16 protein-coding genes are annotated in these 19,972 nt (G+C 29.6%); 1 reads left to right on the forward strand and 15 read right to left on the reverse strand.

Annotated features, from left to right (window positions below; genetic code table 11):
- Nucleotides 1-56: 56 nt before the first annotated feature.
- From CHL78_RS04865 to CHL78_RS04875, 3 genes are all read right to left on the reverse strand, one after another.
- Entirely contained in the window at nt 57-1,349 is a 1,293-nt protein-coding gene (locus CHL78_RS04865) for a cation:proton antiporter (protein ID WP_094366366.1), read from the reverse strand.
- A 15-nt stretch (nt 1,350-1,364) separates the two neighbouring features.
- A complete protein-coding gene (locus CHL78_RS04870) occupies nt 1,365-1,970 on the reverse strand; it encodes a TetR/AcrR family transcriptional regulator (RefSeq protein WP_158540630.1) in 606 nt (201 codons plus the stop codon).
- 257 nt (nt 1,971-2,227) lie between these two features.
- On the reverse strand, nt 2,228-2,782 hold the full coding sequence (locus tag CHL78_RS04875; RefSeq protein ID WP_094366364.1) for a helix-turn-helix domain-containing protein: 555 nt from the start codon (nt 2,780-2,782) through the stop codon (nt 2,228-2,230).
- 240 nt (nt 2,783-3,022) lie between these two features.
- Here CHL78_RS04875 and alr point away from each other — a divergent pair, with 240 nt between their 5' ends.
- On the forward strand, nt 3,023-4,177 hold the full coding sequence (gene alr / locus CHL78_RS04880) for an alanine racemase (RefSeq protein ID WP_094366363.1): 1,155 nt from the start codon (nt 3,023-3,025) through the stop codon (nt 4,175-4,177).
- Between the two features lie 144 nt (nt 4,178-4,321).
- On the opposite strand, the gene nagE is transcribed toward alr, so the two are convergent.
- The 12 genes from nagE to CHL78_RS04940 all read right to left on the reverse strand — a co-directional run bounded on the left by nagE (nt 4,322) and on the right by CHL78_RS04940 (nt 19,957).
- Nucleotides 4,322-5,785 carry an N-acetylglucosamine-specific PTS transporter subunit IIBC gene (gene nagE, locus CHL78_RS04885; protein ID WP_094366362.1) on the reverse strand — a complete coding sequence of 488 codons (1,464 nt, stop codon included), beginning with the start codon at nt 5,783-5,785 and terminating at the stop codon, nt 4,322-4,324.
- 79 nt (nt 5,786-5,864) lie between these two features.
- Complete coding sequence (locus CHL78_RS04890) at nt 5,865-6,362, reverse strand: PTS sugar transporter subunit IIA (protein ID WP_094366361.1); 498 nt, start codon at nt 6,360-6,362, stop codon at nt 5,865-5,867.
- A gap of 20 nt (nt 6,363-6,382) precedes the next feature.
- Nucleotides 6,383-7,231 carry a BglG family transcription antiterminator LicT gene (gene licT / locus CHL78_RS04895; RefSeq protein ID WP_094366360.1) on the reverse strand — a complete coding sequence of 283 codons (849 nt, stop codon included), beginning with the start codon at nt 7,229-7,231 and terminating at the stop codon, nt 6,383-6,385.
- 405 nt (nt 7,232-7,636) lie between these two features.
- The gene (locus CHL78_RS04900) at nt 7,637-8,137 is read right to left on the reverse strand and encodes a hypothetical protein (protein ID WP_094366359.1); all 501 of its coding nucleotides are present in this window, start codon (nt 8,135-8,137) and stop codon (nt 7,637-7,639) included.
- A gap of 12 nt (nt 8,138-8,149) precedes the next feature.
- Entirely contained in the window at nt 8,150-8,575 is a 426-nt protein-coding gene (locus CHL78_RS04905; RefSeq protein ID WP_094366358.1) for a hypothetical protein, read from the reverse strand.
- A 163-nt stretch (nt 8,576-8,738) separates the two neighbouring features.
- Nucleotides 8,739-11,024, reverse strand: coding sequence for a glycoside hydrolase family 65 protein (locus CHL78_RS04910; RefSeq protein WP_158540631.1), 2,286 nt, complete (start codon nt 11,022-11,024; stop codon nt 8,739-8,741).
- An 84-nt stretch (nt 11,025-11,108) separates the two neighbouring features.
- Nucleotides 11,109-12,365 carry an ABC transporter substrate-binding protein gene (locus CHL78_RS04915; RefSeq protein ID WP_094366356.1) on the reverse strand — a complete coding sequence of 419 codons (1,257 nt, stop codon included), beginning with the start codon at nt 12,363-12,365 and terminating at the stop codon, nt 11,109-11,111.
- 469 nt (nt 12,366-12,834) lie between these two features.
- Complete coding sequence (locus CHL78_RS04920; RefSeq protein WP_094366355.1) at nt 12,835-14,967, reverse strand: glucosidase family protein; 2,133 nt, start codon at nt 14,965-14,967, stop codon at nt 12,835-12,837.
- A gap of 43 nt (nt 14,968-15,010) precedes the next feature.
- Nucleotides 15,011-15,835, reverse strand: a complete 825-nt coding sequence (locus CHL78_RS04925) for a carbohydrate ABC transporter permease (RefSeq protein ID WP_094366354.1) — start codon at nt 15,833-15,835, stop codon at nt 15,011-15,013.
- Nucleotides 15,836-15,852: 17 nt separating this feature from the next.
- Nucleotides 15,853-16,758, reverse strand: a complete 906-nt coding sequence (locus CHL78_RS04930) for a carbohydrate ABC transporter permease (protein WP_094366353.1) — start codon at nt 16,756-16,758, stop codon at nt 15,853-15,855.
- Between the two features lie 145 nt (nt 16,759-16,903).
- Nucleotides 16,904-17,578, reverse strand: a complete 675-nt coding sequence (pgmB, locus tag CHL78_RS04935; RefSeq protein WP_094366352.1) for a beta-phosphoglucomutase — start codon at nt 17,576-17,578, stop codon at nt 16,904-16,906.
- Nucleotides 17,579-17,614: 36 nt separating this feature from the next.
- A complete protein-coding gene (locus CHL78_RS04940) occupies nt 17,615-19,957 on the reverse strand; it encodes a glycoside hydrolase family 65 protein (RefSeq protein ID WP_243446372.1) in 2,343 nt (780 codons plus the stop codon).
- Between the last annotated feature and the right edge of the window lie 15 nt (nt 19,958-19,972).

Raw genomic sequence — 19,972 nt, forward strand, 5'->3', positions numbered from 1 at the left:
TGTATAAGTAAATTTAAACCTCTACTTATACACTAGTTATCATATATTTCTATTTTTTAATTAGTTACATTCTCTGTATCTAAATCTTTATTTGTTTTAATTTCTCCTGCCATCTTAAAAGCTTGTTTAGCTAGAAATACTGCTATAATCTCATTTATAACAGCTGCTGCTGCAATAGTTCCTTGTATCATAGTAGCATATTCTGGTACAAGTGGTGTTAAAGTTGTAACTGCTATTCCTGTAAATATAAGCGATACTCCTGAATGTGGTAAAAGAGAAAGCCCTAAGTACTTACATACTTTATCATCAGCTTTTGATAACTTACCACCTGTGTAAGCACCTAATATCTTACCAACGCCACGAGCTATTATATATATAGCAGTAAGAAGTCCTGCACCAAATATTAAGTTATAATCTAGTGGTGCTCCTAAGTTTATTACCATTATAACTAATGCTATACCTATTATAGGGTTAACAACTTCCATTATCTCATGCAATCTTTCTTTTCCAACCATATTTGCGATAATAGCAGAAAATGATATACCAGATAATAATAAATTTATTGATAGTATATTGTCATTTACATACCTACCAACAATAACTGTAATAGCTATTAGTAATGTAAGTTTTAATAAAATTTCTAACTTAGACTTTTCATTACATGAAATCTGACCTTCTGTAATACCCGCAAATGCAGTTACTTCTTTAGGTTTCTTATTTTGTAATATTTTAGCACCTATAATACCTGTAACAGCTCCTATAGCTAGTGGTAATATTATCATCATTAATATAGAAATAATATTTACTTTTTCACCAGTCATAGCTCCTGAGACTACTCCTATAACTAAGAAAAATACAAATAGAGCTAATACATCATCTAATGCAGCAAGCGGTATTAAAGTTTTTGAAACAGGTCCCTTAGCATTATACTCTTTAACTATTGATAAAGATGGTGCTGGTGCTGTTGCTAATGCAATTGCTCCAAATACTAGTGCTATAGAAATCGGAACATCTGCAAATATGAAAAATGCAACTGCAACAAATATAAATGCTATCATACCCTCAAAAAAGCATATAGTCACTATTTGTTTTCCTGACTTCTTAAGTTCTTCAAGTATTAATTCAGTACCTATTAGCATACCTACTAGAACTTCTCCAATGTTGCTTAAAACATGAAACCACTCTGCATCCATTATGCTACTATTCATCCAATTTAGTGCATGTGGCCCTATTACCATACCTGTCAATAACCATCCAAGTATAGATGGTAACTGAAGTTTTGAAACTAACTTTCCAACTATTAATCCTATAACTGTAAATATAGCTAATAGTATAATTCCTTTAATCACTTAAACGTCCTCCTTTTATTTATCAATACCTTCAAATACCATTTCTAGCATTATCTTATGGTCTCTTCTAAATTCTTCTATAACAATGTCCTTATCCTTACACTCTATATCTTTCATATGTTTTTCTTCTAATTTTGAACCTATCATTAGAATTAATTCAAAAGCTTTTTCTCTATCAAACTTCGGATTAAAATCTATACTTTTTATCACTTCATATAATAGAGTATTATTATAATCCTCAAACTCATTAGCGATTTTTCTTGCATCTTCTATAGTGTTATTTAATACTAGATTTACAATAATCTTAGAGTACAGTGGATTTTCTCCAAAGAATTCAAACTTAGAATTAAAATATTCACTTATATAATCGATACCCTTCTTATTGCTATCTTGTATATGTATTTTTATATTTTCTTTAAAATTGTAAATAACGTGTCTAGCTACAGCTAAATACATGTTTTCTTTCGAGCCATAATAATGATAAAGCAATCCTTTTGATACTTCAGCTTTTTTACAAATCACATTGGTAGACGTTGCTTGGTATCCATTATGTGCAAATTCTTCAAGTGCTATATTAAGTATCTTTTTTTTAGCATCTATAGAAGACTCTTTTTCTTTCATACTTATCCTCCTTGATTGACCATGTGGTCTATAATTATAAATAGTATCATTCATTGACCACATGGTCAATAAATTATTTAAATAAATATAACAAAAATTCCCTTATATATATCAACATGTCTGAAACATCTCAAATTTAAATAATTAGAGAATAAAAAAAGCATTGATTATATAATCAATACTTTTTTCGTAATTTTCAATTGCTAAGTTTATATAGCTTTACAATTATAATTTTTTAATCGACTTACTCAATATATTTAAAATGATGGAGGTGTTACTGCAAATATAACCTCACAGTCTTCATCAGTGTTATTCTCCCATTTATGATTTGAATGTGGTGGTATTTTCACACTGTCTCCACAGTTTAGCTCAATAATAGAATTCATCAAATATAAACTTACAGAACCTTTCATAACATATGCAACCTCTTCACCCTTATGGCTAAAAAGTTCCTTTGAAGAAGACTCTCTTGCTGGTATCTTCATAAGCATAAATTCTATAGACCCTTGTGAATTTGGAGTTAACAATTCATAAGCAAAACTATCATCTTCTGCAAACATTATTTTATTACGACTTCCCTTTCTAACTACTAAGTCTTCAGTTGACTTATCACTTATAAAGAAATTAAATAATGGTATATCTAGTGCTTTAGATATTTGCTTTAGTGTATTTATAGATGGATTAGCAGTCCCTTTTTCTATTTGACTAAGCAAAGAAGGCGTTACACCTGTTAGGCTAGCTAATTCTTTTATAGTTAATTCTTTTCTCTTCCTGTATTCAGTAATATTTTTCGATATATCTATTTCATTCATTTATTGTTTACCTCATTTATTTTCTTTAAATTATCATTACACAATTATATCAATATAACTAATATTTAGCAATTTAATTAAATCCAATTTAATTTTATCTTATTAAATAAAATTATATTGACGCGAACAAATGAAAATGTTAGTATGAATTCAGTTAAATTAATTTTTTACGATAAAAAATTAATACTATTTAATCCAACTTAATTTAAATGACATCAATCGAAAGTAGAGGTATATGATATGAATATAAACTCAAGTACATGGGCCGAGGTAAACTTAGAAAATATAAAATATAATGTGGATAATGTAAAAAAAGCTTTAAATAAAAATACTAAACTATGTTGTGTTGTAAAAGCAGATGGTTATGGACATGGAGCTATAGAAGTATCTAAATTTCTAGATAATTACGAAAATGTAGACTTCTTCTCTGTAGCCAGATTAGAAGAAGGTCTTGCCCTTGTAAAAGCAAATATTAAAAAACCTATTCTATGTATGGGATATGTAGATAGTTGTAGCATCCAACATGCAATAGACAATAATATAAGAATCACTGTATACTCTTTAGAAATGGCTACAAATATAGATGAATTAGCTAAAAAAAGCAATAAAAAAGCTTATATACACATAAAGCTTGATACTGGTATGAGTAGAATAGGGTTCTTAGTAAATGAACAGTCTATAGTAGACATAAAAAAAATATTTGAGTTAGAAAACTTAATAATAGAAGGTATATATACTCACTTTGCAAAATCAGATGAAGAAAATAAAGAAGCAACTTATAAGCAAGTAAGTAAATACAACCAGGTTATAAATGCTCTAGAAGAAGCTAACTTAAATATACCAATAAAGCACGTATCAAATAGTGCTGCAATCTTAGATTTAAGAGAGTGTGACTTTAACATGGTTAGACTAGGAGTATCTTTATATGGTCCTTATCCATCTTCTGATATTAGCAGAGAGATAAGCTTAAAGACTGCACTAGAATTAAAAACTAAGGTAAGTAATATAAAGACTATAGAAAAAGGAACTAGCGTTAGTTATGCTGGAACATACACAGCAGATAAAGACGTAAAAATAGCAACATTACCAGTAGGTTATGCCGATGGCTTCCCTAGAACTCAAAAAAATCCACAAGTATTCATAGGTGGTAGATTGTTAAATATCATAGGAAGAATCTGTATGGATCAAACTATGGTTGAAATACCAGAAGACCTTGATGTAAAAATGGAAGATGAAGTGATCTTAATAGGAGACATCGATGGAATAAGAATAGGTGATATATCAAGTAAAATGGGAACAATAGACCATGAAATATTATGTTGTTTAACTAAGAGAGTAAATAGAGTATATATTACTAAAGAGAGCAAATATATAGTTAACAGTCTTTTAGATTAATATAATTTATAAGTTTATATACAATACATCTTAATTGAGAAAATAAATATAATTACTTTATAAAAAGGCATAGTCAACTGACTACGCCTTTTATTATCTAACATATTTATAATTCTCTAAAATATATTTATTCCTATAAAACTCTTATTTATTTAATTGACATAACCTTTCAAACTCGTCAGCAACAAATTGTACATGTGTTCCAACTACAATTTGTACACTTGTTTTACCTGGTCTTATTATACCTGATATACCTGCAGACTTTATAACCTTTTCGTTAACTAAAGATTGGTCTTTTACTTCTAAACGAAGCCTTGTTATACAGTTATCTATAGAAGTTACATTTGAACTTCCACCAAGTCCTCTTAGTATAGTTTCTGCTACTCTAGTATATTTATTACCATCTGAAGTTACAGCTACTTCTTGTAACTCTATATCTTCATCATCATCTTCTCTACCAGGAGTTTTTAAATTAAATTTAACTATTGCAAATCTGAATATTGTATAGTAAAGTCCCCCAAATCCTAACCCTATTGGCAGTAATAAAAGTGGATTTAATGCCATTGGAGCCGAGAAACTTAATACATAATCTATAAGACCTGCACTGAAGTTAAATCCTGCTCTTACTGGCAGCATAGCACATATAAATGATGATAGACCTGTTAATATAGCATGTATTAAGTATAACGGTGGAGCTAAGAACATGAATGCAAATTCTAATGGCTCTGTAACACCAGTTACAAATGAAGATACTGCAGCTGCTAATAATAATCCATAAGCAAGCTTTTTCTTCTTATTCTTTGCTGAATGATACATTGCAAGTGCTCCAGCTGGTAAACCAAACATCATTACTGGGAAGAATCCAGTCATATACATTCCAGTTACACCTTTAACACCTTCTCCCATACTTCCCCAGAAGTTACCTATATCATTGATTCCAGCAACGTCAAACCAGAATACTGAGTTAAGCGCATGGTGAAGACCTGTTGGTATTAATAATCTATTGAAGAATGCATATATCCCAGCACCTATTGAACCAGTAGATATTATAGACTTACCAAAAGATACTAATGCATCATAAACTGTTGGCCATACGAAGAATAATATACCTGCAGCTACAACTGATAATGCTGCAGTTACCATAGCAACACATCGCTTACCACTGAAGAAAGATAATGCATCAGGTAATTTTGTACCTTTAAATTTATTATAGCAATATGAACCTATTAAACCTGATAATATACCTATAAATTGATTTTGAATCTTACCAAATGCAGGTGCAACATCAGCTACATCTATTGATTTTAAGAAACCAACTGATTCTACTGATAGTAATGTTGTAATTATAAGCCATGATACAAGGCCAGCAAGTCCTGCTGTTCCATCGTTGTCATCAGACATACCTATACCTACACCTATAGCAAATAATATTGCCATATTATCTATTAAAGCGCTACCTGCCTTAATAAAGAATGCTGCAAATACACTGTTTGCTCCCCATCCACCTGGGTCGATTGCATAACCTATACCCATAAATATACTTGCTACTGGTAAACAAGCAACTGGAAGCATTAATGATTTTCCTAACTTTTGAAACAATTTCATCATAAGAAACATCCCCCTTTATTTTATAATTTTTATTTAAAGAATATAAATTCTTGTAATCGATTTAATATTTAATTAGTTGTTATTTTATAATATCGATTATAGTATCTAGCTCATTTACTTGTAATGATTCACTACCTCTTATATCTTCAAACTGATCACTATTGCAGATAACAACTGGAGTAATTGTATCATAGCCAGCTTCATTAATTTTTTCTATATTGAATTCAATTAATAAATCTCCTTTTTTGACTTTGTCTCCTGAGTTTATATGTGATATAAAATGCTCTCCATCTAATTTAACTGTATCAAGTCCTATATGTATTAATATTTCTATACCATCTTCACTAGTTATCGATACCGCATGATTTGTTTTAAATATCATACCGATTTCACCATCTACCGGAGAAACTACTCTTCCCTTTGAAGGTTTTATTGCCATACCTTTTCCAAGCATCTCATCTGCAAAAGTAGGATCATTAACTTTTTTTATAGAAACTACTTCTCCCTCTAATGGAGAACCTATTGTTAAAGCATTGCTATCTTTCTTATTTAACTTTTCTTTTAATTTCTTAAACATCTCTTTACTCCAATCTTATATTATTTGCTCATCTCATTTGAAAGCACTGTCATTCTTCTTATGTGAACAGTTAGATATGCTAATTCTTCATCTGATATCCTATGTCCATGTTTGTTTATTATATGATTTTTTATTTTTAAACTACATTCATACTCACTTGGATATGAAGTCTTAATTATATCTGCTAAAATATCATCATTATTTTGTAATTGCTCATTTAAAAATAATCTTTGCGTTAGAAACTTTAGATGAGTAACAAGCCTTGAATAATGTAGACTTTCCTTGTCTAGCTCTATTTCAAATAAGTCAGTAACAATATTTAATATTTCACCTATTAAAGTAGTAATCTTTAGGGCTTCCTTCATATTTGTATTGTACTCGGCATTTACAATATGAAGTGCAATACTTGCCGCCTCATCCTCACTCATATCTACACCAAGTTGTTCTTTAATTAATCTAATAGCATATTCTCCTATTAAAAATTCAGATTTATAAAATTGCTTTACTTCCCATAACAATGGATTTGAAAACTGCATCCCTTCTTTGTATCTTTGTACCGCAAAGCTTATATGATCAGTTAATGTAATGTATATATTTTGGTTGAGCCTTTTTCCTAGAGTACGCCTTGAATAACTTATAATTTCATTAGATACCTTGATATGCTCCATAGGTAAATTTTCTAATAACTCTTTTAGTTTATCTACTGTTGATTGGCTATTCATCGTGAAGATTTTTTCTATATTTTTTTTATTAACAACATCTCCTTCTTTTACCTTAAATCCAATTCCTTTACCCATAATAACAACTTCTTTATTATTTGCGTTATAAGCACAAACAACATTATTGTTAATCACTTTTGTAACTTTCATAAATATTTTCATGCCCCTTTATTGTATAAATTAAAGTATTTATTTATTAACATGTAAAAAAGACCAAACTTTATAAAACATTATCAATTTAATGTTTTATAAAATTTGGTCTTGCCTGCATTATCAGTAACACTCCAAATACATTTATATTCATTTGTATATTTTTTAATATTTGTTAACGTTTTCTAAGATTATTATATAAAATCAGGAAACAATTGTCAATATTTTTTAATATTCTTTTAAAACATATATATTTATTTAAATTTTTTCTTACAAATTTATAATAATCTATATAGAAAAAGCAGTAATAGTTATTAAATCATCACTGCTTTTTCTACAATTTATGGTAATTATATCTGTATTTCATAATAATATATGTAAATATAATATTTGGAGTGACTCTTCTTACCAGCCACCACCTATATTTTTAGATCCCCAGCCATTTGTATTTCCACCTTGTAATTTATCTGTAGCTCTATCAATTTCCATAGATAGCTCTTTTAATTTCTGAAGCCCCATAAAAATTTGCTTTTGATTAGAATCTACCCTTGAAGCTAAAGCCAATAATTGCTGTGGCTGTGGTGGAACGTTACCTCTTGCATATGTTTGTAATTCTACTTCTATAGAATCAAATGCTAATAAACCTTGTTGAATCATCTCAGATACAAAATTTACCTTATCTGCTATCATATCAATTCTATTAGCAGTTACTTGTGCAGGCATAGTATTCCAACCAGATCCCATATATTCTAAATCACTAGCTGGGATAGTTTGTCTATCTGCATTTGAATAATCAGCTTGTACTGTCTCTGGTAGCTTAGTTGTCATCTCATGAATAACATCTTTAACTTCTGATTTCATATCCATTGCTGCTAATTTTAAGTCATCTACTAAGTTTTTTATCATATATGCCACCTACTATCCTTGGAACTTATCTGTCATTACATCGATTTGGTTAGTAAGCTCATCAATCTTATCTGTTAATGAATCTATTTCATTTGTGTATTTATCTACATCTTTAATATTTTTTCTAACTTCTTCTTGGTTATCTATAGATGTAGATACCTTTGAAGATATTTCTTGTGCTATAGATTGCACTAAGACTTGTATATGTTCAGGTGCATTCGCTCCTACTTGTTGAACTAGTCTATCTAATAAAGATTTTATTTGGCTTAATGTTTTTACAGAGTTTGATAACTCTCTTCCACAAGAATTTAATTCCGCATCTATTTTATCACAAGTTCTATCTATATCTGATTGAGTTATCTGATCTATCTCCCTTATTATTCTATCGATGTCATTACCAACGCCCCTAGCACCTTTTTTACTTACAAATAAAGCCATAAGTAGTCCTCCCTTGAATTTAATAATTTGTTTACATTATATCACATAATTACCATATTTTTTCCATAAGATGCTATTTTATTTACATGTAAAAATAACCAAACTTTATAAAATATTATTAATTTAATGTTTTATAAGGTTTGGCATTACTTAAATACTATCCCTAAAATAATTTTACTAATTCTATAACTTCCCCATTATTAACTATAGTTATATTTTTTCCACTAACTAGTTGATAATCTGTTTTATCTCTTTCTATAGATACCTTTATAACTCTTCCCTTAAATCTAATTTTAAACTCTATCTTATTAAACTTATCACATAATCTTGGATTAAAATGTAACACCCCATCAATTTGCCTCATTCCACCAAATCCAAATACTATACATTGCCAGCTTCCTGCCATAGATGCTATATGTACCCCGTTTTTCACATTATTATGTAAGTCATATAAATCTGTTTTTACAGTATTCTCAAAGAATTTATAACTCATATCTTCATATCCAAGTTCATTTGCTATTATTCCATGAATACATTCAGATAATGATGAGTCATGAGTAGTTACCTTTTCATAATAATCAAAATTTGCCTTCTTTTCTTCATATGTGAAGTTTTCTGGTATTAATAACATTGAAAGTATTAAGTCCGCTTGTTTAATAACTTGATGCTTATATATTACCATTGGATGGTAGTTTAATAATAGTGGATAGTTCTCCTTTGGTGTGTTTTTAAAGTCCCAGACCTTTTTATTTAAGAATGCATCATCCTGTCCTATTAGACCCTTTTCCTCATCATAATGTATGTACATATTTTTGTATATATCTTCAAATAATTTAATTTCTTTAATTTTAACATTAAACTTAGATAATATATCATTATATAGCTTTTTATCATTTGCCTTCAATGATTCTATAAAATCCACTAAAAACTTAAGTTGATATCTTACCATCATATTTGTATAAGTGTTGTTATTTACAAGTGCACAATATTCGTCAGGTCCAGTAACACCATTGATACAATAACCTCTACCCTCTATATAATCTGAGTAATCTGCATAGAATCTTGATGTTTCAAGTAACATTTCAAATCCTTTACTTATCATAAACTCTAGGTCTTCAGTAACTTCATAGTACTTCTTTATAGAGTACATTATATCTGCATTTATATGTATTTGCGCTGTTCCTGCTGGGTAATATGCTGAAGACTCTTCTCCACATATAGTTCTCCAAGGATATAAAGCTCCTTTGTAACTCATTTCTTTTGCTCTATCTTTTGCTTTACTTAGTATCGAGTATCTATATTCTAATAATTTTTTTGCAATATCAGGATTAGTATATATAAAATGAGGTATTACATAAGTTTCAGTATCCCAGAAATAATGACCTTCATACCCATCTCCTGTTAATCCTTTAGCTGCTATATTTGTTTTTCCATTTTTTCCTACTGATTGAATAAGGTGGAATATATTAAATCTTATAGCTGCTTGTATTTCATTATCTCCATCTATTACTATATCTGAATTCTCCCAAAACTTATTATAGTATTTTTCTTGTGATTCTTTGTAATACCCATAATTGTTTTTACATAATTCTCTAAAGTCTTTTATCTTATGATCTATTTCATTTTCTAATCTATCTTGTTTATCAAAGTAATAATAACAGTACTTTGTTAGATTACAAACCTCATTTTCTACTACTTTAATATTAATACTTTCATAAATATTGTTATCTGTAGATTCATCAGATTTTTCGATTTCTCTATCTATTACATTATCAACCTTATTTATAATAGATGTTATAAGTCCTAAATTAGAGTTATTAGTTTTAGATTTTGCTATAATTAAATCTTTCTCGCAGTATTTATCATATATATTTAAGCTATATTTTAGTTCACCTGAAACTCTAGGATCATTTTCATCTATATCATTTAATTTATCTCTTTTTATTCCTGATTTTATATTTATTTCTCCACTAAAGTTAAGAGGCTTTAAGCTTAAATTTATAGCCATCAAGTTCTCATACTCCATAGATATTAATCTTTCAGTATTTATTAATACCTCTTTACCTGTATTCGTTCTCCATTTTAAGCTTCTATTTATTATTCCTGTTTTTAGATCAAGCTCTCTGCTATGATTTTCTATTATTGATTTTTCAACATCTAAAACTTCACCATCTATAGATATGTATATTGTTTTGCTGTTTGGCACTAAAAGTTGAGTCTGACGATTCTTAGCATAACCATAAGCAGCTTCTCCATATACGATTTCTTCAGTATCATAAAATGCATTTACAAAAGTTCCTTCAATTTCCTGACTACATCCTTCTTCCAAAGTTCCCCTAGTTCCAAAATATCCATTAGCTTGAGCAAATATAGTTTCACTCTCACTATAATAATCAAGCGTTTCTAAATTATGTTTTATAATCCAATTATTTATATTTAAATTATTCATATTCATCTCCTAATAAACTAACCCTATTTTAATATTAAAACAGAAGGATAGTACATCCTTCTGTTTTGTTTAAATATATTTATACTATTTCATTTGAGCATCTATATCTTTGTTAGCCGTTTCAGTAGCCTTTTTCATAGCTTCTACTACAGTTAAATCTCCTGATATAGCAGCTGGCATATAGTTTTTAAATTCTCTATCTACTATTGGAAGCGTTAAACCTTTTTGCCATACTGAGCCATACTCTGCTCCTATTATATGAGGCTTAAGTATTGCATCTTCATCAACTTTAGTAGATTCTGCAACTGACTTACGAGTTGGCAATGTACCACTTCCTGTTGTCCAAGTTGTCATACCTTTTTCGCCACTAGCGTAGTTTATAAACTGCCAAGCATCTTCTTTATTATTAGATTCTTTATTCATTGCATATCCAACAGTGAATAATATGTTTGATTTTTCACCTTTATATGTAGGCATTTCTAAAGTCCCATATTTAACGTTAGGGAAATTATCTCTTAAGTGACCTACAACCCAGTTACCTTCTATCATTATAGCTGCAGCTTCTGAACCAAAAGCATCTCCATTCCACCCAAATCCAAGATCTTTAGCTTGATGAGTTGAACCATTTTTAAATAATGAGTCAACTAATTCTAATGCTTCTATAACCTTAGGATCTGATAAATTAGAATATCCTTCTTTATCTACTACATCTGTACCATTAGCTTCTATGAATCCCATAAGTCTTGCTAGTTCTGGGTCTATCATAGCCGCTTTTTTACCTTCTGGTAATTTAGATTGTAATTCCTTTAAGAATTCTGGCCATTTTTCAAGTTCTGTTGGTATATCATCCTTACTGTACCCTGCTTCTTTTAATAACTCTTCATTATAGTAAACTCCTAATGATGAATAATCTTTTGGCATAGCATATACTTCACCTTCTTCATCTTTGAATCCAGCTAATAAGTTTGGATATATATCATTTACATTAAATTCATCTGTTGTATATTGATTCAAAGGCTCTAATACTTTAGAATCCATTAATTCTGGAGATACGTTAACGTCTAAATAAAATACATCTGGTGCTGTTCCACCTATTAAATCTGTTTTTAATTGTGTTTGATAATCTGTATATACTTTCTTTTCTACCTTTATTCCTGTTTCTTTCTCAAAATCGTTTATCATTTGTGTCAGTGCTTTTTCTTCAGCCTGATTCCCATTCCATACACCAACAGTTACTTTTCCGTTTCCTTTGCTACTATCACTTCCTGATGAACTACAAGCCACTAAGCTTATACTTAGCATTCCAGCCATCGCTATAGCTGCTAATTTTTTAAATACCATATCAAGTTCCCCCTCAATATATAATGTTTAATTACTATAATTAAATATTATCCGAAAACGTTTCGGATGTCAACACTTTTCCAGAAAACATTTTCCTTTTTTCTATTATTTTTTATATTTAATTATAATTATTTATTTAATTCTTGTATAATTCAACACAAATCGCACAATATTAGACCTGTATAGTTGAAATCTCACTCTTTATAAAATAACTAAGATATTATTTCTATTGTAAAACGTTTTGGTATATAAAAACCTCTTCACTTAAGGCAAACATCAATGAATACTTCATTCCACCATAAACTATAAATCAAACTCGTAGTCATAACTGTATATTAATAAATAATAGAACATAAAAAGGAGATAGGTTAGATGCTCATACTAGAATACCTAATCTATCTCCTTTAATAATATGCTTTATAAGCAGTCTTTACTTTTTATATTCATATCTATTTGCTAATACACATAACTAATTGTTAATTACTATATTCCATCCATTATCATTTTCAATATTTACTTCTATACAATTATTAACTCTTGTTATAGATATATTAAACATATCATTTGCTATCAGCATCTTCTTAACTTCTAATTTATCTAATTCATCAGGGAGCGTTGCATTTATGTATATAGTTTTAGTATAAGCGTTAGGACTTATTCCCATAATCCCACCAATTAAAGTCCAGTTAACGCCGTAACTTGACCAAGATTGTAAAAAACAGCCTTTATCTGGTAGGTTTTCACTTATTGCTCCAGGCATAGCACAGTTTAGTAGACTAGCTAGTTTTTTAGTATATTCAAAAGATTCATTTGCTCTCTTATATATGCTTTCTGCATAAGCCATCACCCCTGAAGAAATCGACATAGAAATATCTAAAGCGTATATATCATCACTTTTTTCATTATTTGCTATTTCTATATCTTTTTTAACTCCACACAATTGAAGTCCATATTCATTGGTAAATTCAGAAGTTTCAAGCCTTTTAAATATAGTTTTAGCTCTATCACTATCAACTAATTTAGCCTCAAGAGGGCATACTGTTATCCAATTTTTCATAAGCCAAGGTATATCTTTATTTTCATCTTCACATCTATCAAGTGCAAAATACTTTTTCATTTCAATCTTTTTATAGCTATCCATTTTTTCATTACCAACAAGATGTGGGACTCTTTCCTTCATATCAGATATAGTTCCTGACATATCTGCGTATAGACATTCATCTTCCATCCAAAACTTTTTATCTATCTCTTCTTTGATTTGAGGTATTAATATTTCACATCTTTCTACTACTTCTTTATCATCCAAAACTTTAGCCATATTATAAAGACCTTCTAAAGCTTCATATGTAAGCGTTGCTGTATCAAGCATCTCTAAGTTGAGTGCGTAAAGTTCTATTATTCCGTATCCATCAGCTAATAAGTCACCGTCTTTATCCATCTCACCTAATAACCATCCGAATACACCTTTTTTGCAGTAATCATACATCTCTTTTATAAAATCTATATCTCCAGTCCATAAGAACACTTGGTTAACAGCCTTTACAAAGTGAGGAGTTTCTTGAGTATTACCTTTATTATAAGTAACATCAAAAGTAGATGTTTCATGAACTATTCTACCATTACCATTTTCTCTATCTGATATTTCTTTTATAATTCTTAAAGTATCCTTACATTCTTCATGTTGCCCCATAGATAAAGCTGCTGGAATAGTGTAACATGCATCTGTTCCAAACCACCAAGGATAATGCGGAAATCCTGCTCCGTATCCTCTTCCTAGTCCAGGTATTTTTCTTATCATCATATCTGCATTGTATTTGAGCCACTCACATGCATCACTTACTTCTTTATTATCTATTATTATCTCTGATTTCTCTCTTATTTCTTCATATCTAGTAGCTTTAACTTCTTTTAAATACTCAATCTTGTTTAATGCCACATCAAGACTTTCATTAAATTGTTCATAAGAAACACTTGATCCTACTATGATAAATCTTAATTTTTTTGATTCACCGCTTTTTAAATTTAAATCATAGCTAAGATTCACTTTGTATAAATCATCTTTTGAAATTGTTATAATACCATCTTCTAGTGCACATATACCTGCAAACCAAGGGTTTAAGCTATCTTTAAATATTACTTTATTTGCACCATTGTTTTCAAATATCTCATCTTCCCCGTTAGTAAATCCTGCATCTTCAGCAGTCCATGTCCCTATAATATTTACTTTTGCATCAAATACAAATTTGTACTTAACATCTTCAAGAGCATTTATTTTATAATCAACAACTAATATTTCTAAGTCATCTGGTACAAATTCACTTTTAACTATTTCTAGCTTATCACTTACAAAATTTGTGTTCGCTTGTATCGGCTCTATATTAAAAGATTTTGCTTCTATATTTAACTCATTTTCACCTTCAAAAACACTTATCCCATACTCATTAAATAGCTTTATAGGATGAGCCCACACCCCTGCCATCTCACCTTCAACATGCCATCCTATTCTTGGAAATTCTCCATTTTGATTTGCAATTGAGTACATTCTATTTCCTACCACTATATATGGATCATTTAAGTTATTAGTTTTTGTTATACTACTCATATTTTTCTCCTCTCTATATTAAAAGACCCTAAAAAGGGTCTATTTATTTGTCTCCACCGATTCTTACACCTTCCATAAAGTATTTATTAAATACAGCATACATTATAAGTATAGGAGTTATTGTTATCATAGATGCAGCCATTATATAGTGCCACTGAGCTACATACTGAGTTTGGAACATTTGAAGACCTAATGTTAATGTATACTTTTCTGGTGAATTTAAGTAAAGCATAGGCTTCATAAATTCATTCCAGAATGACATAAATACGAATATAGCTTGTGTTGCAAGAGCTGGTTTTGCCATAGGTAGTACTATTTTAAAGAAAGTTTGTGTTCTAGTTAATCCATCCAATGATGCTGCCTCTTCTACTTCTTTTGGGAAGTTTAAGAAGAACTGTCTCATCATAAATATATAAGTTGCATTTATGGCTGCTGGTATTATTACCGCACTAAAACTATTTAGCATACCTAAATTCTTTATTATTAAGTAATTTGGTATTATAAGTATTTGACCTGGTACCATCATTACTGCAAGTATTATATAAAATAGTTGGTTCTTACCAGGGAATCTAAGTCTTGCAAGTGCATAACCTGCCATACTATTAAATAATAAATTAAGAAGAGTTCCTACTGTTGCTATAAAGAACGAATTACCAAACCACTTTAAGAAGTCAGATCCAACATTAAATATATATTTATAGTTGTCTAAACTGAAATTTTCAGAGAATATACTAAGTCCTCCCCCAACAATCTCATTATATGGTTTAAATGACGCCGATAATCCCCAGATAAATGGATATAGAGTTATCAGAGCATATATTATTAATATTGTATAAACTAAAACTTTACCTAATTTTTGTTTTTTCATTTCTCATCCCTCCAGACCTATATATCTTCTTTTTGTAATTTTTTAGCGATTATAGCTACTATAAATATTACTACTGCTAGAACTACTGCTATTGCAGCCGCATATCCCATAGTTCCACTAGTCTTAAATGCATATTGATACATAGATAATGCAACTGTAAGAGTTGAGTTTTGAGGTCCACCCGATCCATTTGAGAAAATGTAGGCTTGATCAAATATTTGGAAACACCCTATAAGCCCTTGAAGTACAACAAACACTGTTATTGGAGCTATGTTAGGAACTGTAATTTTAAAGAATTTTTGAACAGAAGTCGCTCCATCTATTGATGCCGCTTCATATAAAGTTTCTGGTATATCTTGAAGTCCTGCTAAGTATATAGTCATAAAGAATGGAACTGTTGACCATATATTCATTGCCATAATAACCTTAAGAGCAAACTTCGGATCTCCTGTAAAGTTTATGGCTTGGTCCATTATTCCAGATGAAACTAGAAACTGGTTTATCGGTCCATTTACACTAAATAAGAACATAAATATCATCGTAAGCACAGCAGATGATGTTAATGTAGGTAAAAATAGCACTGTTCTTATTAAGTTCTTAGCTTTAAGTTTTTGATTTAGCACATACGCAAGAACTAACGCTAAAAACGTTTGCGCCGGAACTACAACTATAACATAGTTAAATGTATTTTTAAATGCTATCCATATACGTTCATCTTGGAATAGATTTATATAGTTTTGTAATCCCACAAATTTATACGAAGTATCTCCTAGTAAATTAACTTTTGTAAAAGATATAAATATCGAGTATATTACAGAGAATAATACAAATGTACCTAATATAAGAACTGTCGGGGTTACAAATCCTAAACCTTGTAATACTTCCCCTCGCTTTTTACTGTTTGACTTTTTCTCTTTTAGCATTTCACTAGCCCCCTTGTATTAATATATAAATAATAGAAGGGTACTCCCTTCTATTATTTATAAAAACTTCATCATAAACAGAATAACAAATTATTATTTTATAATTATATACCAAATCGCTTCGGTTTTCAATTTTTTTTAATCACTAAGCTTCTATTAGACTAGATTCTACAACGCTTATTATAGTATTTTTCAAAGCAGAAGTACTTGGTATAACAATATTTGCATGCTTTAAGTTTAATTCACTACCTATACCTATAGAATACATATTTGCATCATTTATCGATGTAACTCCTGCTTCTGAATCTTCAACACCTAAACACTCATTAACCTCTAATCCTATAAGTCTTGCACCTTCTATGAATATATCTGGTGACGGTTTACCAGCTTTTACGCTAGTTGGATCAACTATTATATCAAAGAATTCGTTTAATTCTAACTTATTTATTATAAGAGGTGCATTTTTGCTAGCAGAAGCTAATGCAACTTTAAAATTATTTTCCTTTAAATATTCTAGTGTATCGTGTATATTATCCATTACATCTTTAGGAGTTAATTTCTCTAATAAAGTTAAGTAATAATCATTTTTTATTTTTAATAATTTATCTTTTTCTTCTTGAGTGTAATCATTTTGTTTATTACCTTTTACAAGTATTCTTTCTAATGATTCACCTCTAGAAATTCCTTTTAATGTTTCATTAAATTCTATATCTATATCTATTCCTATCCTATCAGCTAAATCTTTCCAAGCTATAAAATGATATTCTGCTGTATCAGTTACAACACCATCTAAGTCAAATATAACACCTTTAAATTTCATAGTATTTTCCTCTTTCTAAATAATTATAGTTAACACCTATGCTAGTTTTATAGTTATACTATTAGTTAATTTACACTCATTGCCTTTATGTATAAATCTTATTTCTTCATTGTTATTAGTAGTATTTACTATGTTTAACTCTTCACTTGTTATGCTTATATTTAATAGATCTCCATGCCAGTGTAGAGGTAACTCTAATTTATTCCAAGTCTTAGGTAAACAAGGATTTATTCTTAGATTACCATCTATCATTCTAACCCCTCCAAATCCATTAACAATACATTGCCATACTCCACCAAGAGATGCTGAATGTATGCCTGCATCTGAAGTTTTCATATTAGGCCCTAAGTCTATATCACAAGCTTTCCTAAATAATTCATAAGATAATTCACTATGTCCTAAGTCATTAGCTAAAGTGCAGTGAGTTGATAAACTTAATGATGAGTCATGTAAAGTCTTTGGCTCATAATATTCCCAGTTAGCTTTTTTAACTTCTTCAGAGAATAATCCTTCAAGTAATAAGAATAGTACCATTATATCTGCTTGCTTAGATACTTGTATTTCATTAGCTTGGTGCATATTATAATCTTTAAAGAAACTTCCTATATTAGTTTGATTTTTATATTTAGTTAAATCTATTATTTCTTTAGTTAAGTAAGTATCATCTTGAGGTATTATATTATCTTCATTTGGCTTAGGAAGATACACTTTATCTACTTTAGAAGCCCATTTTGTAAAGTTTTCATCTAAGTTTAATTTTTCATTTAACTTATCAAATAAATCTCTTCTATTTTCTTTTAATTCATTGTAGTAATTCATAGCAAGATCTAAATTCCACTTAGCTGTGTAATTTGTAAATGCATTATTATCTACATGTTCTTTATATTCATCTGGCCCTATTACACCCGTTATTTCAAATATTTGTTTTTCTTCATTCCATTCAAGTCTTGATTGCCAGAATGTAGCACAGTCAAATATTATTTCATATCCACAGGTATCCATAAATTCTTGGTCATTAGTTGCATTGTAGTAATGCCATGTTCCGTATACCACGTCACTAGTTACATGTATTTCTATAAATCCAGTCCAAATTTTTTCAGCTTTCCCTGTTATAACATCTGCTGACCCCCATATCGGAGTAACTTCTCCATCTTCAAGCCATGCCGATTCCCAAGGGAATTGAGACCCTTCGTATCCATTTTCTTTAGCTTTCTTTCTAGCTCCAGCTAAAGTTAGGTATCTATATTCTAAAAGTGATTTTGCAACTTTAGGGTCTGTATATATGAAGTAAGGTAGCATAAATATTTCTGTGTCCCAGAAAGTATGACCTTTATAACCTTCACCTGATAAACCTTTCGCTCCTATATTCATTCTGTTATCATGACCTGGAGTCATAACAACTAAGTGATATTGAGCAAACCTTATTGCTAATTGCTCATAATCATTTTGTGAGTTTATAGTTATACTACACTTTGACCATATTTTTTCTTCCCATGCTTTAGCTGATTCTGATTGCAGAGTTTCGTAACCTCTAACTGACTCTTCTTTTATTCTTTTTAATGAAAGTTCTTTTAACTCTTCATAAGATAATCCTTCACATTCTTTATCTCTTGAAGTAAATACATTAGATATTTTTTCAATCACTAATGTTGAACTTTTCTCTATAGACATTTCGTAATTGTAGTAAACTTTTCTTCTATCCATTACTATTAAGCTATTTGGTTTTACAGTTTCACTATTTATTTCAAAACTATTAACTGTATTTAAAACAAAATCTATATTAGACTCTGTAGTTTTTTGAGTGTATTGAATATATTTAGCATCGTAAACTCTTTTTTCTCCTTCAGAGAAATGTTGAGCTCCAGTATTGGATACTTGACCATTTATTCCTGATTGTATTTTTATATCAAGGTTCTTTTCAATAGGTGTTATACTTACTCTTTGACCTATTAAGTGAAGATCATTTAAAGATACAAATCTTTTAAATTCAAACTTTATATCTCCGAAATCTTTATTTGTCCATATAAAACTTCTTGTCAATTCTCCATTTTTTAAATTTAGGCTTCTTGAGTAATCTCTAACATTTCCTTGTAAAAGGCTAAATCTGTCTCCATTTATAAATATCGTAATTTCAGTTAAGTCAGCAGCATTTGGCAGTTCAGTAACTTCATCATCAAATTTATTAAACGTTCCCGCTATTAACATATCTCTTGTTTCGCCAACATACTTTTCTTCTGTTGCTGATCTTAATCCTAAATATCCATTTCCTAGACACATTATAGATTCACACTTACCTAAGTATAACGAATCAAAATCGTTTTCCGAAACGATCCAGTTTTTATATTCTCCACTACCTAAATCATATTTCATTAAGCTCATATTGTCCTCCCCAAA

The sequence above is a fragment of the Romboutsia weinsteinii genome (assembly GCF_002250835.2).
Classification (GTDB): domain Bacteria; phylum Bacillota; class Clostridia; order Peptostreptococcales; family Peptostreptococcaceae; genus Romboutsia_A; species Romboutsia_A weinsteinii.

Bases quoted from the DNA above. Each gene is read 5' to 3' on its own strand.
- nagE (WP_094366362.1), bottom strand. From the start codon at position 5,785: ATGATGAAATTGTTTCAAAAGTTAGGAAAATCATTAATGCTTCCAGTT.
- CHL78_RS04900 (WP_094366359.1), bottom strand. From the start codon at position 8,137: ATGATAAAAAACTTAGTAGATGACTTAAAATTAGCAGCAATGGATATG.
- licT (WP_094366360.1), bottom strand. From the start codon at position 7,231: ATGAAAGTTACAAAAGTGATTAACAATAATGTTGTTTGTGCTTATAAC.
- CHL78_RS04890 (WP_094366361.1), bottom strand. From the start codon at position 6,362: ATGTTTAAGAAATTAAAAGAAAAGTTAAATAAGAAAGATAGCAATGCT.
- CHL78_RS04925 (WP_094366354.1), bottom strand. From the start codon at position 15,835: ATGAAAAAACAAAAATTAGGTAAAGTTTTAGTTTATACAATATTAATA.
- CHL78_RS04910 (WP_158540631.1), bottom strand. From the start codon at position 11,024: ATGAATAATTTAAATATAAATAATTGGATTATAAAACATAATTTAGAA.
- pgmB (WP_094366352.1), bottom strand. From the start codon at position 17,578: ATGAAATTTAAAGGTGTTATATTTGACTTAGATGGTGTTGTAACTGAT.
- CHL78_RS04915 (WP_094366356.1), bottom strand. From the start codon at position 12,365: ATGGTATTTAAAAAATTAGCAGCTATAGCGATGGCTGGAATGCTAAGT.
- CHL78_RS04920 (WP_094366355.1), bottom strand. From the start codon at position 14,967: ATGAGTAGTATAACAAAAACTAATAACTTAAATGATCCATATATAGTG.
- CHL78_RS04940 (WP_243446372.1), bottom strand. From the start codon at position 19,957: ATGAGCTTAATGAAATATGATTTAGGTAGTGGAGAATATAAAAACTGG.
- alr (WP_094366363.1), top strand. From the start codon at position 3,023: ATGAATATAAACTCAAGTACATGGGCCGAGGTAAACTTAGAAAATATA.
- CHL78_RS04930 (WP_094366353.1), bottom strand. From the start codon at position 16,758: ATGCTAAAAGAGAAAAAGTCAAACAGTAAAAAGCGAGGGGAAGTATTA.
- CHL78_RS04870 (WP_158540630.1), bottom strand. From the start codon at position 1,970: ATGAAAGAAAAAGAGTCTTCTATAGATGCTAAAAAAAAGATACTTAAT.
- CHL78_RS04875 (WP_094366364.1), bottom strand. From the start codon at position 2,782: ATGAATGAAATAGATATATCGAAAAATATTACTGAATACAGGAAGAGA.
- CHL78_RS04905 (WP_094366358.1), bottom strand. From the start codon at position 8,575: ATGGCTTTATTTGTAAGTAAAAAAGGTGCTAGGGGCGTTGGTAATGAC.